The 18,195-nt window shown below is 65.3% G+C and carries 16 protein-coding genes and 1 tRNA gene; 11 read left to right on the forward strand and 6 right to left on the reverse strand.

The window, feature by feature from the left end:
* The first annotated feature begins 15 nt into the window (after positions 1 to 15).
* On the forward strand, positions 16 to 399 hold the full coding sequence (locus HMA55_RS00895; protein WP_181191214.1) for a cupredoxin domain-containing protein: 384 nt from the start codon (positions 16 to 18) through the stop codon (positions 397 to 399).
* Here HMA55_RS00895 and HMA55_RS00900 read toward each other — a convergent pair.
* The 3 genes from HMA55_RS00900 to HMA55_RS00910 are packed head-to-tail and all read right to left on the reverse strand — an operon-like array spanning position 380 to position 3,476.
* A complete protein-coding gene (locus HMA55_RS00900; RefSeq protein WP_181191215.1) occupies positions 380 to 1,573 on the reverse strand; it encodes a copper oxidase in 1,194 nt (397 codons plus the stop codon). The two genes, HMA55_RS00895 and HMA55_RS00900, sit on opposite strands and share 20 nt — an antisense overlap.
* Positions 1,566 to 2,936 carry an MFS transporter gene (locus HMA55_RS00905; RefSeq protein WP_181191216.1) on the reverse strand — a complete coding sequence of 457 codons (1,371 nt, stop codon included), beginning with the start codon at positions 2,934 to 2,936 and terminating at the stop codon, positions 1,566 to 1,568. The genes HMA55_RS00900 and HMA55_RS00905 overlap by 8 nt, the downstream gene beginning before the upstream one ends.
* 12 nt (positions 2,937 to 2,948) lie before the next feature.
* Positions 2,949 to 3,476 (reverse strand): phospholipid scramblase-related protein, encoded by a 528-nt coding sequence (locus tag HMA55_RS00910; RefSeq protein WP_181191217.1) that lies wholly within the window; start codon positions 3,474 to 3,476, stop codon positions 2,949 to 2,951.
* 243 nt (positions 3,477 to 3,719) lie between these two features.
* On the opposite strand from HMA55_RS00910, the gene HMA55_RS00915 reads away from it, so the two are divergent.
* Positions 3,720 to 4,901, forward strand: a complete 1,182-nt coding sequence (locus HMA55_RS00915) for an IS1249 family transposase (protein WP_181191218.1) — start codon at positions 3,720 to 3,722, stop codon at positions 4,899 to 4,901.
* A gap of 119 nt (positions 4,902 to 5,020) precedes the next feature.
* Here the strand turns inward: HMA55_RS00915 and HMA55_RS00920 are convergent.
* A tRNA-Leu gene (locus HMA55_RS00920) sits at positions 5,021 to 5,104 on the reverse strand.
* A 167-nt stretch (positions 5,105 to 5,271) separates the two neighbouring features.
* Here HMA55_RS00920 and HMA55_RS00925 point away from each other — a divergent pair.
* The 9 genes from HMA55_RS00925 (at position 5,272) to HMA55_RS00965 (ending at position 16,457) form a co-directional block, all read left to right on the forward strand.
* Positions 5,272 to 6,147 carry a DUF3662 and FHA domain-containing protein gene (locus HMA55_RS00925; protein WP_181191219.1) on the forward strand — a complete coding sequence of 292 codons (876 nt, stop codon included), beginning with the start codon at positions 5,272 to 5,274 and terminating at the stop codon, positions 6,145 to 6,147.
* Between the two features lie 10 nt (positions 6,148 to 6,157).
* The gene (locus HMA55_RS00930; RefSeq protein WP_181191220.1) at positions 6,158 to 6,607 is read left to right on the forward strand and encodes an FHA domain-containing protein FhaB/FipA; all 450 of its coding nucleotides are present in this window, start codon (positions 6,158 to 6,160) and stop codon (positions 6,605 to 6,607) included.
* Positions 6,604 to 7,950, forward strand: coding sequence for a PP2C family protein-serine/threonine phosphatase (locus HMA55_RS00935; protein WP_181191221.1), 1,347 nt, complete (start codon positions 6,604 to 6,606; stop codon positions 7,948 to 7,950). Before HMA55_RS00930 ends, HMA55_RS00935 begins: the two co-directional genes overlap by 4 nt.
* Entirely contained in the window at positions 7,947 to 9,311 is a 1,365-nt protein-coding gene (locus HMA55_RS00940) for an FtsW/RodA/SpoVE family cell cycle protein (protein ID WP_181191222.1), read from the forward strand. Before HMA55_RS00935 ends, HMA55_RS00940 begins: the two co-directional genes overlap by 4 nt.
* The gene (locus tag HMA55_RS00945) at positions 9,308 to 10,753 is read left to right on the forward strand and encodes a penicillin-binding transpeptidase domain-containing protein (RefSeq protein ID WP_181191223.1); all 1,446 of its coding nucleotides are present in this window, start codon (positions 9,308 to 9,310) and stop codon (positions 10,751 to 10,753) included. The genes HMA55_RS00940 and HMA55_RS00945 overlap by 4 nt, the downstream gene beginning before the upstream one ends.
* Positions 10,754 to 12,265 (forward strand): serine/threonine-protein kinase, encoded by a 1,512-nt coding sequence (locus tag HMA55_RS00950; protein WP_181191224.1) that lies wholly within the window; start codon positions 10,754 to 10,756, stop codon positions 12,263 to 12,265.
* Positions 12,266 to 14,347: a Stk1 family PASTA domain-containing Ser/Thr kinase gene (gene pknB / locus HMA55_RS00955; RefSeq protein ID WP_181191225.1), complete on the forward strand. Its 2,082-nt coding sequence runs from the start codon at positions 12,266 to 12,268 to the stop codon at positions 14,345 to 14,347.
* 26 nt (positions 14,348 to 14,373) lie between these two features.
* Positions 14,374 to 14,649 (forward strand): cell division protein CrgA, encoded by a 276-nt coding sequence (gene crgA / locus HMA55_RS00960; protein ID WP_181191226.1) that lies wholly within the window; start codon positions 14,374 to 14,376, stop codon positions 14,647 to 14,649.
* Positions 14,650 to 15,047: 398 nt separating this feature from the next.
* Positions 15,048 to 16,457 carry a hypothetical protein gene (locus HMA55_RS00965; protein WP_181191227.1) on the forward strand — a complete coding sequence of 470 codons (1,410 nt, stop codon included), beginning with the start codon at positions 15,048 to 15,050 and terminating at the stop codon, positions 16,455 to 16,457.
* Positions 16,458 to 16,793: 336 nt separating this feature from the next.
* Here HMA55_RS00965 and HMA55_RS00970 read toward each other — a convergent pair whose 3' ends face one another.
* Together HMA55_RS00970 and HMA55_RS00975 are read right to left on the reverse strand one after the other, a co-directional pair.
* Entirely contained in the window at positions 16,794 to 17,465 is a 672-nt protein-coding gene (locus HMA55_RS00970) for a rhomboid family intramembrane serine protease (protein ID WP_181191228.1), read from the reverse strand.
* A 60-nt stretch (positions 17,466 to 17,525) separates the two neighbouring features.
* Positions 17,526 to 18,047 (reverse strand): peptidylprolyl isomerase, encoded by a 522-nt coding sequence (locus HMA55_RS00975; protein WP_181191229.1) that lies wholly within the window; start codon positions 18,045 to 18,047, stop codon positions 17,526 to 17,528.
* Between the last annotated feature and the right edge of the window lie 148 nt (positions 18,048 to 18,195).

An 18,195-nucleotide genomic window follows, 5' to 3' on the forward strand; every position in this document is an offset into this window, starting at 1 on the left:
AAAGGAGTGGGGCCGATGACGCGCCGGACGCACATCGCCTCCTGGGCAATCACCGCCGCCGTCCTCGCCGGCGCGGCGTCGACGTCGGCGCTGGTGCAATCGCAGGAGGGCGACATCCCCACCGGCGACGACGTAGTCACCGCGGACGTGCGCATCGAGCGGATGCGCTACATCCCCGACCGCATCGAGGTCCCCCGCGGGACCAAACTCGTGGTTAACCTGGTCAACGACGGCGAGAAGGAACACGACCTCAAAATCGGCGACGCCAACTCCGGCCGCCTCTCCCCCGGCGAGACCTCGACCACCTACTTCGGGGAGTTCAACAAAGACACCTTGGGCTGGTGCACCATCGCCGGGCACAAGACGATGGGCATGACCTTCAGGGTCGACGTGATTTAATTACCGCAACCTGCGCCTTCACCGCACGCGCCAGCAGCGGGATAAACGCCGCCAGCACCCCGAACGCGACGAAGGAAAACGCGATTCGCGCATAGGAGTTGCCCACCGCCAGCCACGCCAGCAGCGCCGCGTTGAACAGGCCGACGCGCAGGTACGGAGCGCGGTTGAGCTCGCCCAGCCCTGCCTTCACCGCGGCCGGCCCGCCGCCCATGGTCACCGGCATGAGGTAGCTCATGGTACCAATAAGCAGCTGCGCAGCGAATCCGAGCAGCAACGGCAGCGTGGGCACCTCCAGCGTCCCGCCGAACACCCGCACCGCGTACCAGGTCAGCCCGCCGACGAGCCACGTCACCGCGCACAGCGCGGACAACGCTGGGTACGTCACGCGCCCGCGGGGATCCCTCACCACCGTCAGGGCGCTGGCCACGAACCCCTGGTACAGCCACACCCAGCCCGCCAGGATGACCACGGTGCCCACCCCAGTGACCGCGGACGCGCGCAGCAGCGAGCCTGCCACCGCGACCACCACGCCGGCCCCGGCGAGTGCGAGTGCCACCCCGACGCGGTCCTGACCCCGGGTGCGCCACATGGCCGGGAACAGCACGCTGAGCGCCCCCATCGCCGCCAGGCCGACAAAGCCCGCGACGTTGGTGAACATGTGGGCCTGCCGCACCGCGCCGTGCCACTGCCCCGGCAGCCCCGCGGACAGGGCGGCGCCGAACAGCGCACCCACCGGCAGGCAGCACGCCGAGGCGACAAAGCCGACCGCGCCGATGTGTATCCGGCGCGCAGATTTGACCTGCCCCGCCAGCACGATGGCATGCCAGGCCAGCGCCACCGCGACCACGAGCGCGCCCGCCCACACCAGCCAGTACCACCGGGCAAGCTGCCCCACCAGCACGGCGATGGTGGCGGCGTTGAGCAAGTAGGTGCGGGTGAGTTGGGCGGGCCGGGCGGCGTCGGAAAGCTTTTGCCCCAAGAAGCGCTCAGTGAGGTTTTGCGACCACAACATGATCGAGTTGGTCAAAATCCCCAGCGTGAAAATGTGGATGAGTAGCCACGAGCCGTCCGGGATGAACGGGTGTGCCAAGCCGGCGGCGAGAAAGACCGCCATCCAAATGCTCACCGGGCGCGAGGCCTTGCGGTGCCACGCGCGGGGGTTCATGTCAGGCATGGGTTCCTCCAGACTTCGGGTTGTCTCTGAAACACCACCACGTCGCCGCGCCAAACACCGCGGCCGCCGCCCCCAGCACGGCCATGACGCCGTGGTACGCGTCCGTGTACTCCACCCCGCGGTCCAGCCCCGCCTGCAGCAGCGACCCCGTCAGCGCCACCGTCAGCAGCGTCCCCAGCTCGTAGGAGACCTCCTCCACGCCCGCCGCCATCCCGGAGCGGTGCATCGGCGCGGACCCGATGATCGCGATCGAAGACACGCTCATCACCGATCCCGTGGACAGCCCGAGCAGCACCAGCCCGAACACCATGCCTATCGACGTCCCTCCGGCCACCACCACCCCGGCCCCCACCGCAGCACCGGCGAACCCGCCCGCGATCAGGGGCAGGAAGCCGACTTTGTGCAGGTACGCGCCGCCAAGCGTGGAGGCTGGGATAGCGGCCGCGGCCATCACGGCGACGGTGGCGCCGGCGGTAAGCGGCGTCAGCTCGTCGACAAGCTGCAGCTTCTGCGTGGTCATCAGTTCCGCGCCGGCGAGCACAGCCATGCCGCCCACCGCCGCGAGCACACCGCCGGTGAACAGGCGGGAACGGAAGATGTCGAAGGTAAGCAGCGGGTCTGCAAGCCGACGCTGGCGGCGCACGAACAGCCAGCCGCCAAGGACCGCGGCAGCAGCGGAGGCAACCAGAAGTACCAGGCGTTGCGTGTTGGCGGCCTGCTTGATCAGCATGGTCAGGCCCGACAGCGCAAGCAACGCGTAGAGCGAGGAGACCACGTCCCACTCCTTGTCCGGGTTGGGCAGGTTTTCCGGGGCAAGCGCGACTGTGAGCACCAGCGCCAGCGCCACGATGGGCACGTTGATGAGGAACACCGACCCCACCCAGAAGCGCTCCAGCAACGCCCCGCCAACCACCGGGCCCAGTGCACCGCCCGCCACCGCCACAGAGCCCCAGATGCCGATAGCGGTGTTGCGCTCTCGCTCGTCCGGGAACGTCATACGGATCAGCGCGAGGGTGGCAGGCATCATCACCGCTGCCCCCACGCCGAGCAAGCCGCGCGCGATGACCAGTTCCAGCGGCCCCGGCGCGAACGCCGCGCCGAGTGAGGCGAGGCCGAAAACGCCAAGGCCGACGATGAACATCAGCCGGTGGCCAACCCTGTCCCCCAGCGCCCCGGTGCCCAGCAACAGGCCGGACAGGACCAGCGGGTAGGCGTTGATGATCCACAGGCCCTGCTCCGGCGTCGCGTTATAGCTACGCTCCAACGCCGGCAGGGCTGTATAGAGGATTGAATTGTCCAGGCTAATCATGAGCAAGCCCAGCGACACCACCGCGAAAAAGCCCCAGCGCTGCCCCTTAGTCATGCGGCGATGGTACTACCCCGAGTTCTTGCGCATCTTCTGCCGCCGCATGTCGATAGCAAGCGTGATACCGACCACCGCCGCGCGCTGCCGCTCGTCCAACCCCGGCTCGATGCGCACGCGGTAGCTCGTCTTGCCCATCATCAACCGCCCCATACCGGAGTACTCCGCGTCCACGCGCGCGATCTCGCGGCCTTGGCTGGTCAACGAGTAATTGAGCTGGAATGCCTGGCCCTGAATCTGCACGTCGGGAAGGCCGGCCATCTCCACGTCGTACTTCGCCCCTATCCAGGCGAACCGCTTAGTCAGCTTGGCCAGCTGCATCGGCGGGCTGGCCAGGTGCACGACGTAGGTGTCGCGGATGAAGTTCACCGGGTCCTCGATGCTCAGCACGTGCACGCCGGCCGCGTCGAACACCTCCACCCCGCGCGACGCCTTGACCAGGTCGCTCATCTTCAGCGTCTGGCGTGCCGTGCCCAGCAGCTCCCCGTCCGGGCCCTCGATCGCGAACGCGTCGCGCCCCAGAGCTTTCGTTTGCTTCACTACGAGTTCTTGTTCCACCCACATGCCGACAAACTTAGTGCAAACCAGCTGGTTCGGCTCGCCGAGGCGGATTGTTCACTTTCGGGTTAAGGGTCAAAATGTGTGTCCGGATTCGTCGATTTGTTTGGGATGATCAGGGGGAATCCGGAAAATATATGCTCCTGAGGCTTATATCCGCCCCAGGGTGGCGAAATACCGAGGTGTGACAGCAGCGTGTGGTAGGAGCCGGTGTTGGCTTGATCAATGCCGAAGAACCGACCCCGCTGCCAAGTGTGCGGCGGAGAGATGAAACGCAACGGAACCACATCCAAGGACACCACTCGGTGGCGATGCAAAACCTGCGGTGCATCAACCACCAAAACCCGCAGCGACATCACCCACGCAGCGGTGTTTCGACAATTCATCGAGCACTGCACATCGACCACCGCCCTGAGGCAGAACGCAAAAGACGCCGGAATCAGCCGCTCCACCATGAAACGGCAGTTTTCGTGGTGCTGGCTTGTCGATGTGCCTGATCCCACGATCGGACACGAAGGCCGAGTCTACGACCAAATCTTCCTTGACGGCACCTACACCGCAGGCGGATGTCTCATTGTGGCTGCCACCTTGGATCACGTCATCGCCTGGCACTGGTGCACCCACGAAACCACCCGCGACTACCAACACCTCCTCGAACGTATCCCCGCACCCCTGATCGCCGTCATCGACGGCGGCCAAGGCGCCGCCAGCGCGATCAAGACATGCTGGCCTGGCACCAAGATCCAGCGCTGCCTCGTCCACGCCCAACGCGTGGTACGCCGCTACACCACCTCACGCCCACGCACCGACGCGGGACGAGCGATCTACCAACTCGCGCTCAACCTCACCAAGATCACCACATTGGATGAAGCCGCAGCCTGGGGCGTAAAGCTGCACGAATACGGCACTATCTACCGCGACTGGATGAACCAGAAAACCTTCACCACCGACCCTGTGACACGGCAACGTACCTGGTCGTGGACCCATGAACGCACCCGCAAGGCCTACAACAGCCTCAACCACCTCTGGCGTAACCAGCTGTTATTTGTCTACCTCGACCCACCCGACGGTGTGCTCGATGGCAGCCGGATCAAATCCACCACCAACAGCTTAGAAGGAGGGATCAACGCCCAATTGAAACTGCTTGCCCGCACCCACCGCGGCAGATCCGGCGAGCACCAGCGTCGGATGCTGGAGTGGTGGCTCTACCTCAAGACAGAACTGCCTGACGATCCAGTTGAGATCGCCAGGCAGTCCAACTGGGGCCAGGACCAACTCGCCAAAGTATCCACCCTGACCCACAACGAGAACCAAGCCGACCACGAAACCGGACGACCAGCCCTCTACGACAACGCTATCGACACCAACTACACACACTCAATCGGCATCCAAAAAGGCCAAATCTAACCCCCACGACACGCCGAACCAGACACACTTTTTGACCCTTAGCCCTCACTTTCCGGGGCACGCCGAAAAACCAAAAATCTCGAGACACTGTAGGCACAATGTCTCGAGACTTCACGCTGTGCCCGGGGGGGGACTTGAACCCCCACGTTCTTGCGAACACTGGCACCTGAAGCCAGCGCGTCTGCCAATTCCGCCACCCGGGCGGGCGACTTGATCAATATAGAACGCAGGTCACATTAACAACAAATCGCCAGCGCATCGGCCATTTACGGTACGCCACGCACGCTGGACGGATAGGTCGTGTCGGGGTGGGCACCTATACTGTCCGAGTTACTTAAATTCGCATGTGAAGAAAGGAGGTGCGCAGGAAATGGCAGTGATGGACAGGCTGGCAAAACTGGACAGCTCCCTGCAGCGCGGCTTGGACAACTCCATGGCGGCGCTGTTCGGCGGCAAGGTTGTGCCTGAGGAAGTCGAAGAGCTGGTCAAGCAGGAAGCCCAAGACTCGCTGGTGGTTACGGATAAGGACGAGTATGTCGCCCCGAACGTGTACGCCGTGGGCGTGTCATCGAAAGACCTGGAGAACCTGTCGCAGAACCGCGATCTTCCTGTGGACCTCGCCGATCAACTCATGCGGTACGTGCGCAACAACCAGTGGTTCCTCGACGGCCCTGTTGTCGTGCGTATCGCGGAGGAGTCGGGCCTGCGCACTGGCCAGCTGCGGGTGTCTAGCTACATCGACACCATGCCGGATGTGGTCAGCGGCTTCGACGCCATTGTGGCGGAGCCGACAAAGCGCCGCGCCTCACGCTCGCAATTGAAGGAGGATGCAATGTCCGAACCCACCACCGAAACTCCGCAACAGGCGGGCGAATCGACGGTGAGCCTGCTGCTTCAGGACGGCTCGTCGCGCACCTACCTGGTCCACGAGGGCTCCAACATCTTGGGCCGCTCCAACGATTCGGATTTCCGTTTGCCGGATACCGGCGTGTCCCGCCAGCACGCGGAGATCACCTGGGACGGCCAGGTGGCGGTGCTTGTGGATCTGCAGTCCACCAACGGCACAACCGTCAACGACGAGCCGGTGGAGAACTGGATGCTCGCCGACGGCGACGTGATCACGCTGGGCCATTCCAACATCGAGGTCCGCATTGTCGGCGCCCAGGACCAGCCGCAGGCGGGCGCAAGCGAGCCGGAGTTCACGGACTCGGTGTCCCACCCCAGTACCGAATATTTCCGCCCGTAGAAGGGATGCCATGGATTCGACGGTGATCCTCAGCGCCCGCTTCGGCCTGTTGGCCCTGCTGTGGGTGTTCATCTTCCTCGTCATGTGGACGCAGAGGAAGGATGTGGTGTCGGCGGGCGGAACGATGCGTCGTCAGGCAAGTGCCTCCGCACCCGCCCCCAGGGAGAAGGCGCGCACCCTTGCGGTAGTTGAGGGGCCGCTGAAAGGCTCCCACATGGAAATTGCCAGCTTGGAGGACTTGACTGTCGGCAGGGCTGGTGACAACGATTTCCAGCTGGGCGACGACTTCGCTTCCTCGCGCCACGCGCGCCTGTTCCGCAGGGGCAGCGACTGGTTCGTGGAGGACTTGGACTCGCGCAACGGCACCTTTGTCAACGGGGTGCGCATTGACCAGCCTGAGCGGGTGACCGTGGGCACGGACATGAAGATGGGACGCACGATTGTGAGGCTGATGCCGTGAAACTCGCGCTAGATTTCGTGGCTGTGTCTGACCGCGGCCTGGTCAGGGGCAACAACGAGGACTCCGCGTACGCCGGCCCGCACCTGCTCGTGCTTGCAGACGGCATGGGTGGCCACGCGGCCGGCGAGGTGGCCAGCCAGCTCATGGTGGAGCACCTGGAGCACCTGGACCGCGACCCTGAAGACGCGGACATGCTGGCGCTTTTGGGCGCAGCCGCCGAGGACGCCAACGCGGCGATTGAGGCCTCGGTGGCCGAGCACCCGGAACAGGCCGGCATGGGCACCACGCTCACCGGGCTGATGTTCAACGGCCGCGATCTCGGTCTCATCCACGTGGGCGATTCGCGGGGTTACCTCCTTCGCGGCGGCGAGCTGCGCCAACTCACGGTCGACGACACGTTCGTCCAGTCGCTGGTGGACGAAGGCAAGCTCGCGCCCGAAGACGTGTCCACCCACCCGCAGAAATCCCTGATTTTGAAGGCGTACACCGGCCGACCGGTGGAGCCCCACCTGGAGCTGATTGAGGTGCAGCCGGGCGACCGCCTGCTGTTGTGCTCCGACGGGTTGAGCGACCCGGTGACGCGAGAGACCATCGAGATCGCGCTGGGCGACGGCACCCCGGAGATGGCGGCCCAGCGCCTGATCGAGCTTGCGCTGCGCTCCGGCGGGCCGGACAACGTCACCGTGGTGGTGGCCGAGGTCGTGGAGTCTCACGGCTCTGAGGAAGCAACCCGCGCCGTGGTGAGGGCCGGTGCGCTGGCCCCGGGCTACCAGTCCTCCCACCCGGATTCCGCCGCCTCCCGCGCGGCGGCGCTGCTGCGCAAGTCCGAGACCATCACCCCGGATCACAACCGGGCCAAGACGCAGGAGGCCGACGGGCCCGACGACGAGGAGGACCACACTAAGGCCGGCTCGCAGCCGAGCTCGGTGTGGCCGTGGGTCGTCGCAACGCTCGTGCTGCTGCTCGTGGTTACTGCCGCAGCCCTGATGTGGGCGCAGTCGCGCGAGACGGACACCTACGCGCTCACGGTGGAGGATTCCGGCGAGTTTGTTGTGCAGCACACCACCCGCGACAACGTGTTCGCTGACGCGCAGACCGAAGATATCCAGCACGCCTGTTTGGCCGAGGACGGCAAGCTGCGCGTCATTGCCAAGGACACCACCCCGGGCGACTGCCACGTGTTTAACGTCGCTGATCTGCCTAAAGATCTGCGGGACGTGGAAAACGTCACGGGTTCCTACGACGATGTGCTGGCAAGACTGAATGAGCTGGCGGATGAAGCTCTGCCGGGCTGTGTGGACAAGCAGTCGCCCGACAACGACAAGTGCAGGGAGGTGCGATGAGCAGACTCGCTTCACGCAGCCGTGAGCTGCTTCTTCTGTTGCTCGCCACCGGCCTGCTCGCGCTGATGCTCTTTGGCTTAGAGACGAGCCAAGGGCGCACCCTGTCCACGGAGATGCTCTACATCATCGGTGGGTTCATGGGTGTGTACGCCATCGCGCACGTGGCCATCGCCTTCCTGGCGCCGTACGCAGACCAGGTGATGCTGCCGGTAGTGGCGCTGCTGAACGCCGTCGGCCTCGTGGTGATATACCGCCTTGACCTGGCCGAGCGCCCCGGTTACGGCCCGCTGGCGGAGCGCCAGATGATGTGGTCCCTGATCGGTGTGGGGCTCATGGTGCTCACCATGATTGTGGTGCGCGACCACAAGGCACTTTCGCGTTACTCCTACCTGCTGGGCTTGGTGGGCCTGATTCTGCTCGCCCTGCCGCTGGTGTGGCCGCAGCCCCCGGGCTACGAGGAAGCACGGATCTGGCTGTGGCTCGGCCCGTTTTCCATCCAGCCCGGCGAGTTCTCCAAAATTCTGCTGCTGATCTTTTTCGCACAGCTCCTCGCCCAGAAACGCGCCCTGTTCACGGTCGCCGGCAAGCGCTTTTTGGGCATGACGTTCCCACGCCTGCGCGACCTCGCCCCCATCCTCATGGTGTGGGCAATTGCCATTCTGATCATGGCGGTGTCGAACGACTTCGGCCCGGCGCTGCTGCTGTTCGCCACGGTGCTGGGCATGGTCTACTTCGCCACCGGACGCGCGTCCTGGCTGGCCATCGGCCTGGCGCTGGTGGCCGTGGGCGGGTACGCGGTGTACCAGATCAGCGCGAAGATCCAGGACCGCGTGGCCAACTTCATCGACCCGTTCGCGGACTTTGACGGCATAGGCAACCAGCCCGCGAACGCCCTGATCGGGTTGAGCTGGGGCGGCATCACCGGCACCGGGCTGGGCTACGGCCACCCGGAGTTGGTCCCCGTCGCGCACTCGGACTACATCCTGGCCGCCGTCGGCGAGGAATTGGGCTTTGTGGGCATCGCCGCGGTGCTGTGCCTGTTTGGCATCTTCATCACCCGCGGGTTCCGCACCGCGATGCAGACACGCGACTCCTACGGCAAGCTGCTCGCCTCCGGGCTGGCGCTGACCATTGCCATCCAGATCTTCGTGGTCGCAGGCGGCGTCTCCGCCATGCTGCCCATGACCGGTCTGACCACGCCGTTTATGTCTGCCGGCGGCTCATCCGTGATGGCCAACTACATCCTGCTGGGCCTGCTGCTGCGCATCTCCAACAGCGCGAACCGCCCGGCGGACTACGACGCGGTTGCGGCTGGCACCGCGCAGCGCCTCGGCCAGGCTGAGGTGGTGGGCGCGCGATGAACAAGTCCCTCCGCTTCGGCGCCGTCGTCTCCCTGCTGCTCATCGTGACACTGCTGGTGAATTACTCCATCGTGCAAGGCATGCGCGAGGACGAATACGCCCAAGACCCCCACAACTCCCGCATCCTCATGGAGCTGAAGCGCACCAACCGCGGCGATATCGTCGCGGGCGATACCGTCCTGGCGCAGAGTCACCGCGACGAAGCGGACGGCTTCTACCAGCGCACCTACCCGAACATGCCGTGGTCCTTCGCCCCGGTGGTGGGCTACGCCTCCGACCAGTTCGGCACCTCCCAGCTGGAGTCCACCCACAACGGGGACCTCACCGGGGATTCCGGCACCTCATCCCGTTTCTTGCGCACCGGGACGGAAGACGGCAAGAAGGGCGACACGGTCGCGCTGACCCTGGATCCGAACCTGCAGGCCTTCGCGTTCGACCAGCTGGCCAAGCCTGGCTATGAGGGGGCGGTGGTGGCCGTGAGGCCGTCGTCAGGCGAGGTGCTCGCGATGGCCTCGGCCCCCAGCTACGACCCCAACGGCATTGCCAACCCGAACACCGCCGAGGGCGCGTGGGCGGACGTCAACGGCAACCCCGCGAAACCGCTGCTCAACCACGCGACGCAGGAGCAGCTGCCGCCGGGCTCCATCTTCAAAATCATCACCACCGCCGCGGGCCTGCGAAACGGGTTCACCCCCGAGTCGCCGCTCACGGGCGAGGCGCAGACGATCCTGCCCGGCACGGACAACATCCCGCTGACCAACTACGGCGGGCAGCCCTGCGCCGGCGGCGGCCAGGTGCCCCTGCGCACCGCGTTCGCCCTGTCCTGCAACACCGCATTCGTGCAGATGGGCCTTGCGGCCGGGCCGGAGGCGCTTCGCGACGCTGCGGCCCGCTTCGGCATCGGCCAAAGCTACGACCTCGGCCTGCCCAACGCGGCCGGCTCGCTCGGCGACCTGCCCGGCGGAGCGGAGCTGGCGCAAAGCGCGATCGGTCAGCGCGACGTGACCATGACGGCGCTGCAGGCTGCGGTGATGGCCGCGACCATCGCCAACAAAGGCAAGCGCATGGAGCCGCACGTGGTACGCGCGGTGCGCGACGCCGACGGCAAGGTCGTGCGCGAAACCGAGCCGGTTGAGCTGGGCGAGGCCGTAACGGAAGAGGAAGCCGCGACGATCACGGATCTGATGTACGGATCCGAGCGCTGGACCTTCGGCTACGACGGCAACGGCTTCGCCTCCAAGACCGGCACCGCCGAACACGCGGAGGGTGCCGCGCCGCACGTCTGGTACGTGGCGTTCGATCCTGCCAAGGACGTCGCGGTGGCCGTCGTGGTGAAAAACGGCGGCCACCTCGGCGAAGCCGCCACAGGCGGGCAGGTCTCCGGCCCCATCGGCCGGGCCGTCCTGCGCGCCGCCCCCGCACCCGTGGAAGGAGCACAGTAGATGAACACCGAAAACCGCGAGGACCTGCAACAGCTCGTCGGCGACGGCTACCAGCTGCAGTGGATCATCGGCCACGGCGGCATGTCCACCGTCTGGCTAGCGGACGACCTGTCCAACGAGCGCGAGGTGGCCATCAAGGTCCTGCGCCCCGAGTTCAGCTCCAACGCGGAGTTTTTGGCCCGCTTCCGCAACGAGGCGCTTTCCGCCCAGGGGATCAACTCCGACAACGTGGTGGCCACCTACGACTACCAAGAGGTGGACACGGACTCGGGTTTCACCGTGTGCTTCATCGTCATGGAGTACATCCGCGGCGAATCGCTCGCGGACCTGGTTGCCCGCGAGGGCCAGCTGGACGAGGCGCTGGCGTTAGACGTCCTGGAGCAGGCGGCCCACGGCCTGGCGGTGATCCACCGGATGGGCCTCGTGCACCGCGACATCAAGCCGGGCAACCTCATGATCACCCAGAACGGCCAGGTCAAGATCACAGACTTCGGCATTGCCAAGGCCGCGGCGGCCGTGCCGCTGACCCGCACCGGCATGGTCGTGGGCACCGCGCAGTACGTCTCACCCGAGCAAGCGCAGGGCATGAAGGTCACCGCGGCCTCCGACGTGTACTCGCTGGGCGTGGTGGGCTACGAGCTTCTCTCGGGCAAGCGCCCCTTCACCGGCGACTCCTCCGTGTCAGTGGCGCTCGCGCACGTCTCCGCCGAGCCGCCTGCGCTGCCCATTTCCGTGTCTGCCCCGGCGCGCGAACTGATCGAGATCGCCCTGCGCAAAGACCCCGGCCAACGCTTCCGCGACGGCAACGAGTTGCAGCTGGCCATCTCCCAGGTCCGCCAGGGCCTGCGCCCCGCCCAGCCCGGCGGCCACACGCAGGTGGTGGCCACCGAGCCGTCCGCCACCGCGTCCACACAAATGCTGGCGAGCGTCGCCGAGGAACGCACCTCCCGCCCCGAGGGCGCCTACCCGCCGTCCGCCGCGAGGGCAGTTGCTTCTCGACGCCCTCCGGCCCAGCCCGCCCCCGCCCGAGCCGCCGCGCCCGCCCAGCGCGAGAAGAAGTCCTCGGCGGCCGGCCCGATCATTGCGGCCCTGCTGGCACTGGCGCTGGCCGGCGGGGCCGCCGCGTGGGCCTACTCCGAGGGCTTGTTCGACCGCTTCACCGGCGGAAGCAGCACGGCCACCACGTCGCCGACCTCGACAACGGCTACCCCCACCAAGGAGGAGGAGACGGAAGAGCCGGTCACCGAGACGACGACGCAGCGTGAACGCACCACCATCACCGAGTCGCGCAACCCGGGCACCCTGCGCTTCGAGGAGCCCACCGCGGAGCAGGCGCCCGCCGCGCCTGCTGCTCCCTCGGAGGCCGAGCGCCCCAATCCGGCGACCACTGAGCCGGCGCAGCCGTTGCCGGAGGTGGCGACGTCGAGAAGCAATGTGCCCGAGACCACTGCTGAGAACGCGCCTGCGATAGAATTGCCGAATCTTGAGAGCTTCCTCGGAGGTGGCAGGTAAATGCTGATCGCGGACCGGTACGAACTGGGCGACATCATCGGCACCGGCGGCATGTCGGACGTGTATGCCGCCACCGACGTGTCCCTCGGGCGCAAAGTTGCCGTGAAGATGTTGAAGATCGACATGGCGCGCGACGAGAACTTCCGCGAACGCTTCCGCCGCGAAGCGCAGAATTCCGCCCGCCTGAACCACCCGAACATCGTCTCGGTGTACGACACCGGATCCGTGGAAACCTCCGGCGTGGACGTGCCCTACATCGTGATGGAGCTCGTCCACGGGATGAACCTGCGCGACATCGTGCGCAATGAAGGCCCGCTCACGCCGGAGCGCTCCGCAGCGCTGCTGCTGCCTGTGACGCGCGCGCTTCAGGCCAGCCACGACGCGGGCATCATCCACCGCGACATCAAGCCCGCCAACATCATGGTCACCAACACCGGTGCGGTGAAGGTGATGGATTTCGGCATTGCGAGAGCGCTGGACGATTCCACCTCCGCGATGACGCAGACCTCCGCCGTCATCGGCACCGCGCAGTACCTCTCCCCCGAGCAGGCCCGCGGCAAGGCCGCGGACGCACGAAGCGACGTCTACGCCCTCGGCTGCGTGATGTACGAAACTGTCACCGGCGTCCCGCCCTTCGAGGGCGAATCCCCCTTCGCAGTGGCCTACCAGCACGTGCAGGAAGATCCGATGCCGCCGTCGGAGCGCATTGAGGCGCCGCTGTCCGACAACGAGGCGGTCAACGTGGATTCCGTCATCCTCACCGCGATGGCGAAGCACCCCGCCGACCGGTACCAGACGGCGGAGGAGATGGGCGCAGACCTCGCACTGCTCGAGCGCGGCAGCGTCACCACTGCCGCGCGCAATCATTTGGCGGCCGCCGAACAGGCTGTGGGCGCGCACGCTGCAGACTCCCCGTCCGAAGGCCACACGGTTGTGGTTGGGGATGTGGTGAGGGAACCTGTGGTGCGTCGAGAGGCAGGCGCCTCACCCGGCCACACCCGCTACGCCGACCACCGCGCCGCGAACGAGAAAACCTCCTCCAACTGGCTGAAATGGGTCGCGGCGCTGCTGGGCCTGCTGCTCGCCGCCGCGGTGAGCTGGTTCGTCTACGACTACTTCTCCACCACCGAGAACGACGCGCCCGCCCCCGTGCAAGAGGCGATGGTGCAGGTGCCTGAGCTTGTGGACGTGCCGCGCAACGACGCCATCCGCGAACTCGAGGGCCTGGGCTTTGCCGTGTCTGTGATGGAGGAGCCGAACCCGGACATCAAGCGCGGCAACGTCATCGCCACGAACCCGGCCGCCGGCTCCGAGCTGAAGCCTGGCACGCAAATCACCCTGACCGTCTCTTCCGGCAAGGAGATGACCGATGTGCCGGATGTGACCAACCTGACCACCGAGGAAGCGGTGGGGGAGCTAAAGAAGGCCGGGTTGGAACTCAACCCGAACGTGCGCCGCGAGAGCAGCGACAACATTCCCGACGGCATCATTTTGGGCCAGCAGCCTGCCGGCGGCACGCAGATTGCCAAGGGCTCCCGCATCGCCATTACCGTCTCCTCCGGGCCGAAGATGGTTCAGGTGCCGTCGCTGGTGGGGCTCAACGTGGAGCAGGCCACCGCGACGCTGTCATCGCTGCAGCTGCGTTCCACGGTGACCCATGTGGACTCCGCCAAGCCCGAAGGCGAGGTGCTGGCGGTCGCCGGCGAGAACACGGATGTGGAGACCGGCACCACGGTTGAGCTGCGCGTTTCCAACGGCATGCTCATGTCCATGCCGCAGATCACCCGCATGACCCCCACCGACGCGGAGCGCGCGCTGCGCGACGCCGGCTGGAACGGCCGCCTCGTGCCGGGCCCCACCGTGCCCACCGGGGCGCTTGTGGACGGCGGGCTCATCGGCCACCAGGAAATCGCCGCGGGCGACACCATCCGCAAAGACCAGGCCATCGGCTATAACCTGTGGAAGTTCGACGCCGGCGAACTGATCCCGCAGAATAACGCGGCCGCTGGCCGGGCTGATACAGTTCAACCCCAGAACCCGCAGAACGCGTTGCGGAATGTGCAGCGCGGGCTTGGGCTGTAAAGCCCGCACACACTCAGGGAGCGCAAATGCCTAAAGCAAAAGTAACCAAAGACCTCGTCCGCCCAGCAAGTAGCGCCGCCACCGGGACCAGCCGTACCCCGGTCAAGGTCAACACCGGCGGCACGCCGATGTGGTACAAGGTGATCATGTTCGGGCTGATGCTCCTCGGCTTGGCCTGGCTGATCCTGTACTACCTAGCCGGCGACCAAATCACGTGGCTCGCACAGCTCGGCCCGTGGAACTACGCCATCGGGTTTGCGGGCATGATCCTCGGCCTGCTCATGACCATGGGTTGGCGCTAGAGCGTTTTTCGGGGTGTGTGAAATCGGATTGTGGCAAATACCAGCCGCAATCCGATTTTCGCGTTGGTGGGGGTTAGGCGTCTGCGGCCATGGACGGCGCGAACAATGAATAAGCGCGAGGAAGGGGATGAGATGCCGTTCGGGCGACACATAACTGTATTTAAATAGTCCGATAGATTGCATCCGGTTCTTCACACAAGAATCAGTGTTATTACTGGTAAACAGGCTTCTATGACATGGCAATTACTTTAGTTTGACCCCAGATTGGGTGGATTGTTCAACAATGTTGTGACTCTTTCCAGCCAGTTGACTAAGAATTGTTTGAGAGCTCCTCACTGAGAGGTTGAGAAGCCCGCCCCTAGAAAAACCACAATTGATTCCCCCGAAAGGAACGCCAAATGCGCGCATTCCGCATCGCTGGTGCTGCCAAGGCCGCGATCGCAGCCGTCGCCGCTGTTGCAATCGCAGGATCCGGCATCACCGCCACCGCCCAGACCTTCGAAGAGTCCTACCCGGAGACCCCGGCAACAAACTCCGCACTGCCGATCATCCACACCTACCGGGGCTCGGATCACCTGAAGGCCAACGTGCTCAACCCGCGCCCGGTGTGCAATTCCACCGAGGACTACCGCACCATCGTCTACAAGGTGAAGGACAACTTCCTGCCGGTGGGCACCATCTCCACCACCAACCTGTCTGACAGCGCCATCCCACTGTCCCAGGACCTGTCGCGCACCCAGACCATCTCCGCCTCCGTAAACGGCTCCAAGACGGAGACCCTGACGCTCGGCGGCTCCGGATCCAAGGACGGCCTGCAGGGCAACATCGGCTACTCCCTGGCTAAGTCCCTGGGCTGGGATGTCTCCGGCTCCTTGTCCTGGTCCGTCGGCCAGAAGATCGGCCCGTACGACGTGCCGGCCGGCAACACCGGCGAGGCAACCTACGGCTTCCGCACCGTCACCATGACTGGTACCCAGCAGCGCTGCCGCCCGAACGGCACCTGGGCAACCCCGACCGCCTGGATCGCCAACATGCCGATCAAGAACGAGGTCCGCGTCAAGAACTACTCCACCCCTGCTGGCTCCTGGGCACCGAACAAGGGCACACAGGTCACCGACACCGTGGAGAACCCGAACCCGGCGTACAACGAGGACGTCAAGAAGATCGAGACGGGCGCAAACCTTGATGACGTCACCGCGGTCGGCAACGACGAAGCCACCGACGTGACCAACGACGACATCGCAAACGAGGGTGCCGAGGTCATCAACGAGGTCGAGGAAAACGCTGCTGACGAGGTCAACGAAGTCGTCGATAAGCAGACAGATGCCCAGCGCGACCTGGACCTTCAGCCGTACTTCACCGCTTCCTCCTGGAAGGTGCCCGGCGCCGCGGGTTCCGTAGCACTGCGCGTGAAGAACACGGGCGCGAAGCGCTACTGGGGCGAGTTCCCGGCCCTGACCTTCCGCGTCGAAGTCGGCACTGAGGCAGGCCCGGAGGGAGTTGACCGCCTGATCACCACCACTCGGTACAACGGCACCCACATCCGCGACCTGGGCTACGACTTCGACCGCGGCATCCGCACCTTTGAGGTGACCCTGTCCAACCCGATCCTCGCAGGTGACGAGATGCTGTTGGGCGCATTCTCCTTCGGCGACGGCAACACCAAGGAAGGCCGCCTGTACAACTACATGAAAGTCACCCAGACCGGCCGCCTCGCTGGCGACACCTCCTTCTACAACGACCAGGACGTGGACTCCCGCGACGTGACCGTCTCCGACTTCAACAAGAAGATCCGCGGCGTGTTCTAAAACTCCCGCTGGCTAAACACGAACGCCCGTTGAGTCCAACTCAACGGGCGTTTTCATGCAGTGAAGGTACTTCTCCTGTGCAGCGCGCTTGGCGGCAAGAGACTCGCGGACCTTCGGCCTTCAGGTCCGCATCGACCTTGCGCCAGTAGCCGTAGGCACCGTTCTATCCACACCTGTGGATAACTCTGTGCACAAACCCCACAGGGCTGTGAGATGTGCTGGTAGCGGTTCGAAAATCCCAGCGCCGATCGGCGTGTCGGAACCGCGCTTCGACGTGTCGTTCGACTAACCACACCGGTGTAGTTCTCCACAATGTGGATAAACCTTGTGGAAAACTCACAAGTACACCGGCGATGTGGACGGGATGGTCAGCGCCCAGATGGCCACGCACGCGGCAACAGCAGCAGTTCCGGCCGTGATCCAGCGGGTGCGCGGATTCGTCGAGGTCAGCGGCCACGCCATCGCCGCACCCGCAGCCAGGCCGCCGAGGTGGCCCCACAGCGACACACTCGGCGTGAGCAGGGTGTAGGCGAGGTTGACGGCCACCAGGGCAAGTGGCGCCCGCAGGTCTGTGGAACGGCGGGCAGCGATAGCGATCAGCAGCGCCATCAGCATGTAGAGGGCGCCGGAGGCGCCTGCCGTAGGCGTCGTGAAGCTGAAGGCCAACACGCTTGCCGACGCCCAAAGGACCCCCGCCACCCACGCCACCACAAACGGCCCGGAGCCTAGGAAACGCTCCACCTCCGCGCCCACCAGGACAAGCATGAACATGTTGAGGAACAGGTGCGTGATATCCAGGTGCATAAAACCGGCGGTGAGGGTGCGCAGGTATCCGGCGCCGTACACCTCCGGGCCGTAGAGCACGGTGCTGGCGCCGATCGCGGAATCCCACACCACGTCCGTGAGCGAGCGGGCCTGGATCGCCGCAGCGAAGAAAACGAGCGTGCAGATCACCGTGATGGCGGTAGTGACGGGAGCTGTGCGGGGGAGGTTGCGGAGTGTGGGCATGGTGTTCAGGGTACGAAAAAGCCCCCGCTGCGTGGCGGGGGCTCGGCGCTTCGCGGCGTCTTAGGCGATCTCGACGGACTCGATCACCACGTCCTCGACCGGGCGGTCCATGCGGCCGGTCTTCACGTTGGCAATCTCATCGACGACCTTCTTGGAGGCCTCGTCGGTGACCTCGCCGAAGATGGTGTGGCGGTTGTTCAGCCACGGGGTGGCGTCCACGGTGATGAAGAACTGGGAGCCGTTGGTGCCCGGGCCGGCGTTTGCCATGGCCAGGAGGTACGGGCGATCGAACTGGAGCTCCGGGTGGAACTCATCGGCGAACTGGAAGCCCGGACCGCCGGTACCGGTGCCGGTCGGGTCGCCTCCCTGGATCATGAAACCCGGGATGATGCGGTGGAAAATGGCGCCGTCGTAGAACGGGCCCTCGGTGGTGCCGGAGGCGTTCTTGGAGGAGTACTCCTGGGTGCCCTTGGCCAGGCCGGTGATGGTTTCGACCGTCTTCGGCGCGTGGTTGCCGAAGAGGTCGATGGCGATGTCGCCGTGGTTGGTATGCAGAGTCATCGTCTGTGTCTTCTGAGTCATGTGGTCTAGCGTACGCGGGTTGCGGCGGGCGGGGTCGTCGCGTCCGCGGTTCTTGCGCCTTCCACGCCGCACTCCTGGCGCATTTCGAAGAGAAGAGTTCGAAAACAGCCAAATTTCCGGTCATTTTCGAACTCTTCCGTTCGAAAAC

Origin of the sequence: Corynebacterium wankanglinii (genome assembly GCF_013601005.1) — a bacterium.
Classification (GTDB): domain Bacteria; phylum Actinomycetota; class Actinomycetes; order Mycobacteriales; family Mycobacteriaceae; genus Corynebacterium; species Corynebacterium wankanglinii.

Excerpts from the sequence above, each read along its gene's own strand:
- HMA55_RS00895 (WP_181191214.1), top strand. The coding sequence starts at position 16 with ATGACGCGCCGGACGCACATCGCCTCCTGGGCAATCACCGCCGCCGTC.
- HMA55_RS00900 (WP_181191215.1), bottom strand. The coding sequence starts at position 1,573 with ATGCCTGACATGAACCCCCGCGCGTGGCACCGCAAGGCCTCGCGCCCG.
- HMA55_RS00905 (WP_181191216.1), bottom strand. The coding sequence starts at position 2,936 with ATGACTAAGGGGCAGCGCTGGGGCTTTTTCGCGGTGGTGTCGCTGGGC.
- HMA55_RS00915 (WP_181191218.1), top strand. The coding sequence starts at position 3,720 with ATGCCGAAGAACCGACCCCGCTGCCAAGTGTGCGGCGGAGAGATGAAA.
- HMA55_RS00925 (WP_181191219.1), top strand. The coding sequence starts at position 5,272 with ATGGCAGTGATGGACAGGCTGGCAAAACTGGACAGCTCCCTGCAGCGC.
- HMA55_RS00930 (WP_181191220.1), top strand. The coding sequence starts at position 6,158 with ATGGATTCGACGGTGATCCTCAGCGCCCGCTTCGGCCTGTTGGCCCTG.
- HMA55_RS00940 (WP_181191222.1), top strand. The coding sequence starts at position 7,947 with ATGAGCAGACTCGCTTCACGCAGCCGTGAGCTGCTTCTTCTGTTGCTC.
- HMA55_RS00945 (WP_181191223.1), top strand. The coding sequence starts at position 9,308 with ATGAACAAGTCCCTCCGCTTCGGCGCCGTCGTCTCCCTGCTGCTCATC.
- HMA55_RS00950 (WP_181191224.1), top strand. The coding sequence starts at position 10,754 with ATGAACACCGAAAACCGCGAGGACCTGCAACAGCTCGTCGGCGACGGC.
- pknB (WP_181191225.1), top strand. The coding sequence starts at position 12,266 with ATGCTGATCGCGGACCGGTACGAACTGGGCGACATCATCGGCACCGGC.
- crgA (WP_181191226.1), top strand. The coding sequence starts at position 14,374 with ATGCCTAAAGCAAAAGTAACCAAAGACCTCGTCCGCCCAGCAAGTAGC.
- HMA55_RS00965 (WP_181191227.1), top strand. The coding sequence starts at position 15,048 with ATGCGCGCATTCCGCATCGCTGGTGCTGCCAAGGCCGCGATCGCAGCC.
- HMA55_RS00970 (WP_181191228.1), bottom strand. The coding sequence starts at position 17,465 with ATGCCCACACTCCGCAACCTCCCCCGCACAGCTCCCGTCACTACCGCC.
- HMA55_RS00975 (WP_181191229.1), bottom strand. The coding sequence starts at position 18,047 with ATGACTCAGAAGACACAGACGATGACTCTGCATACCAACCACGGCGAC.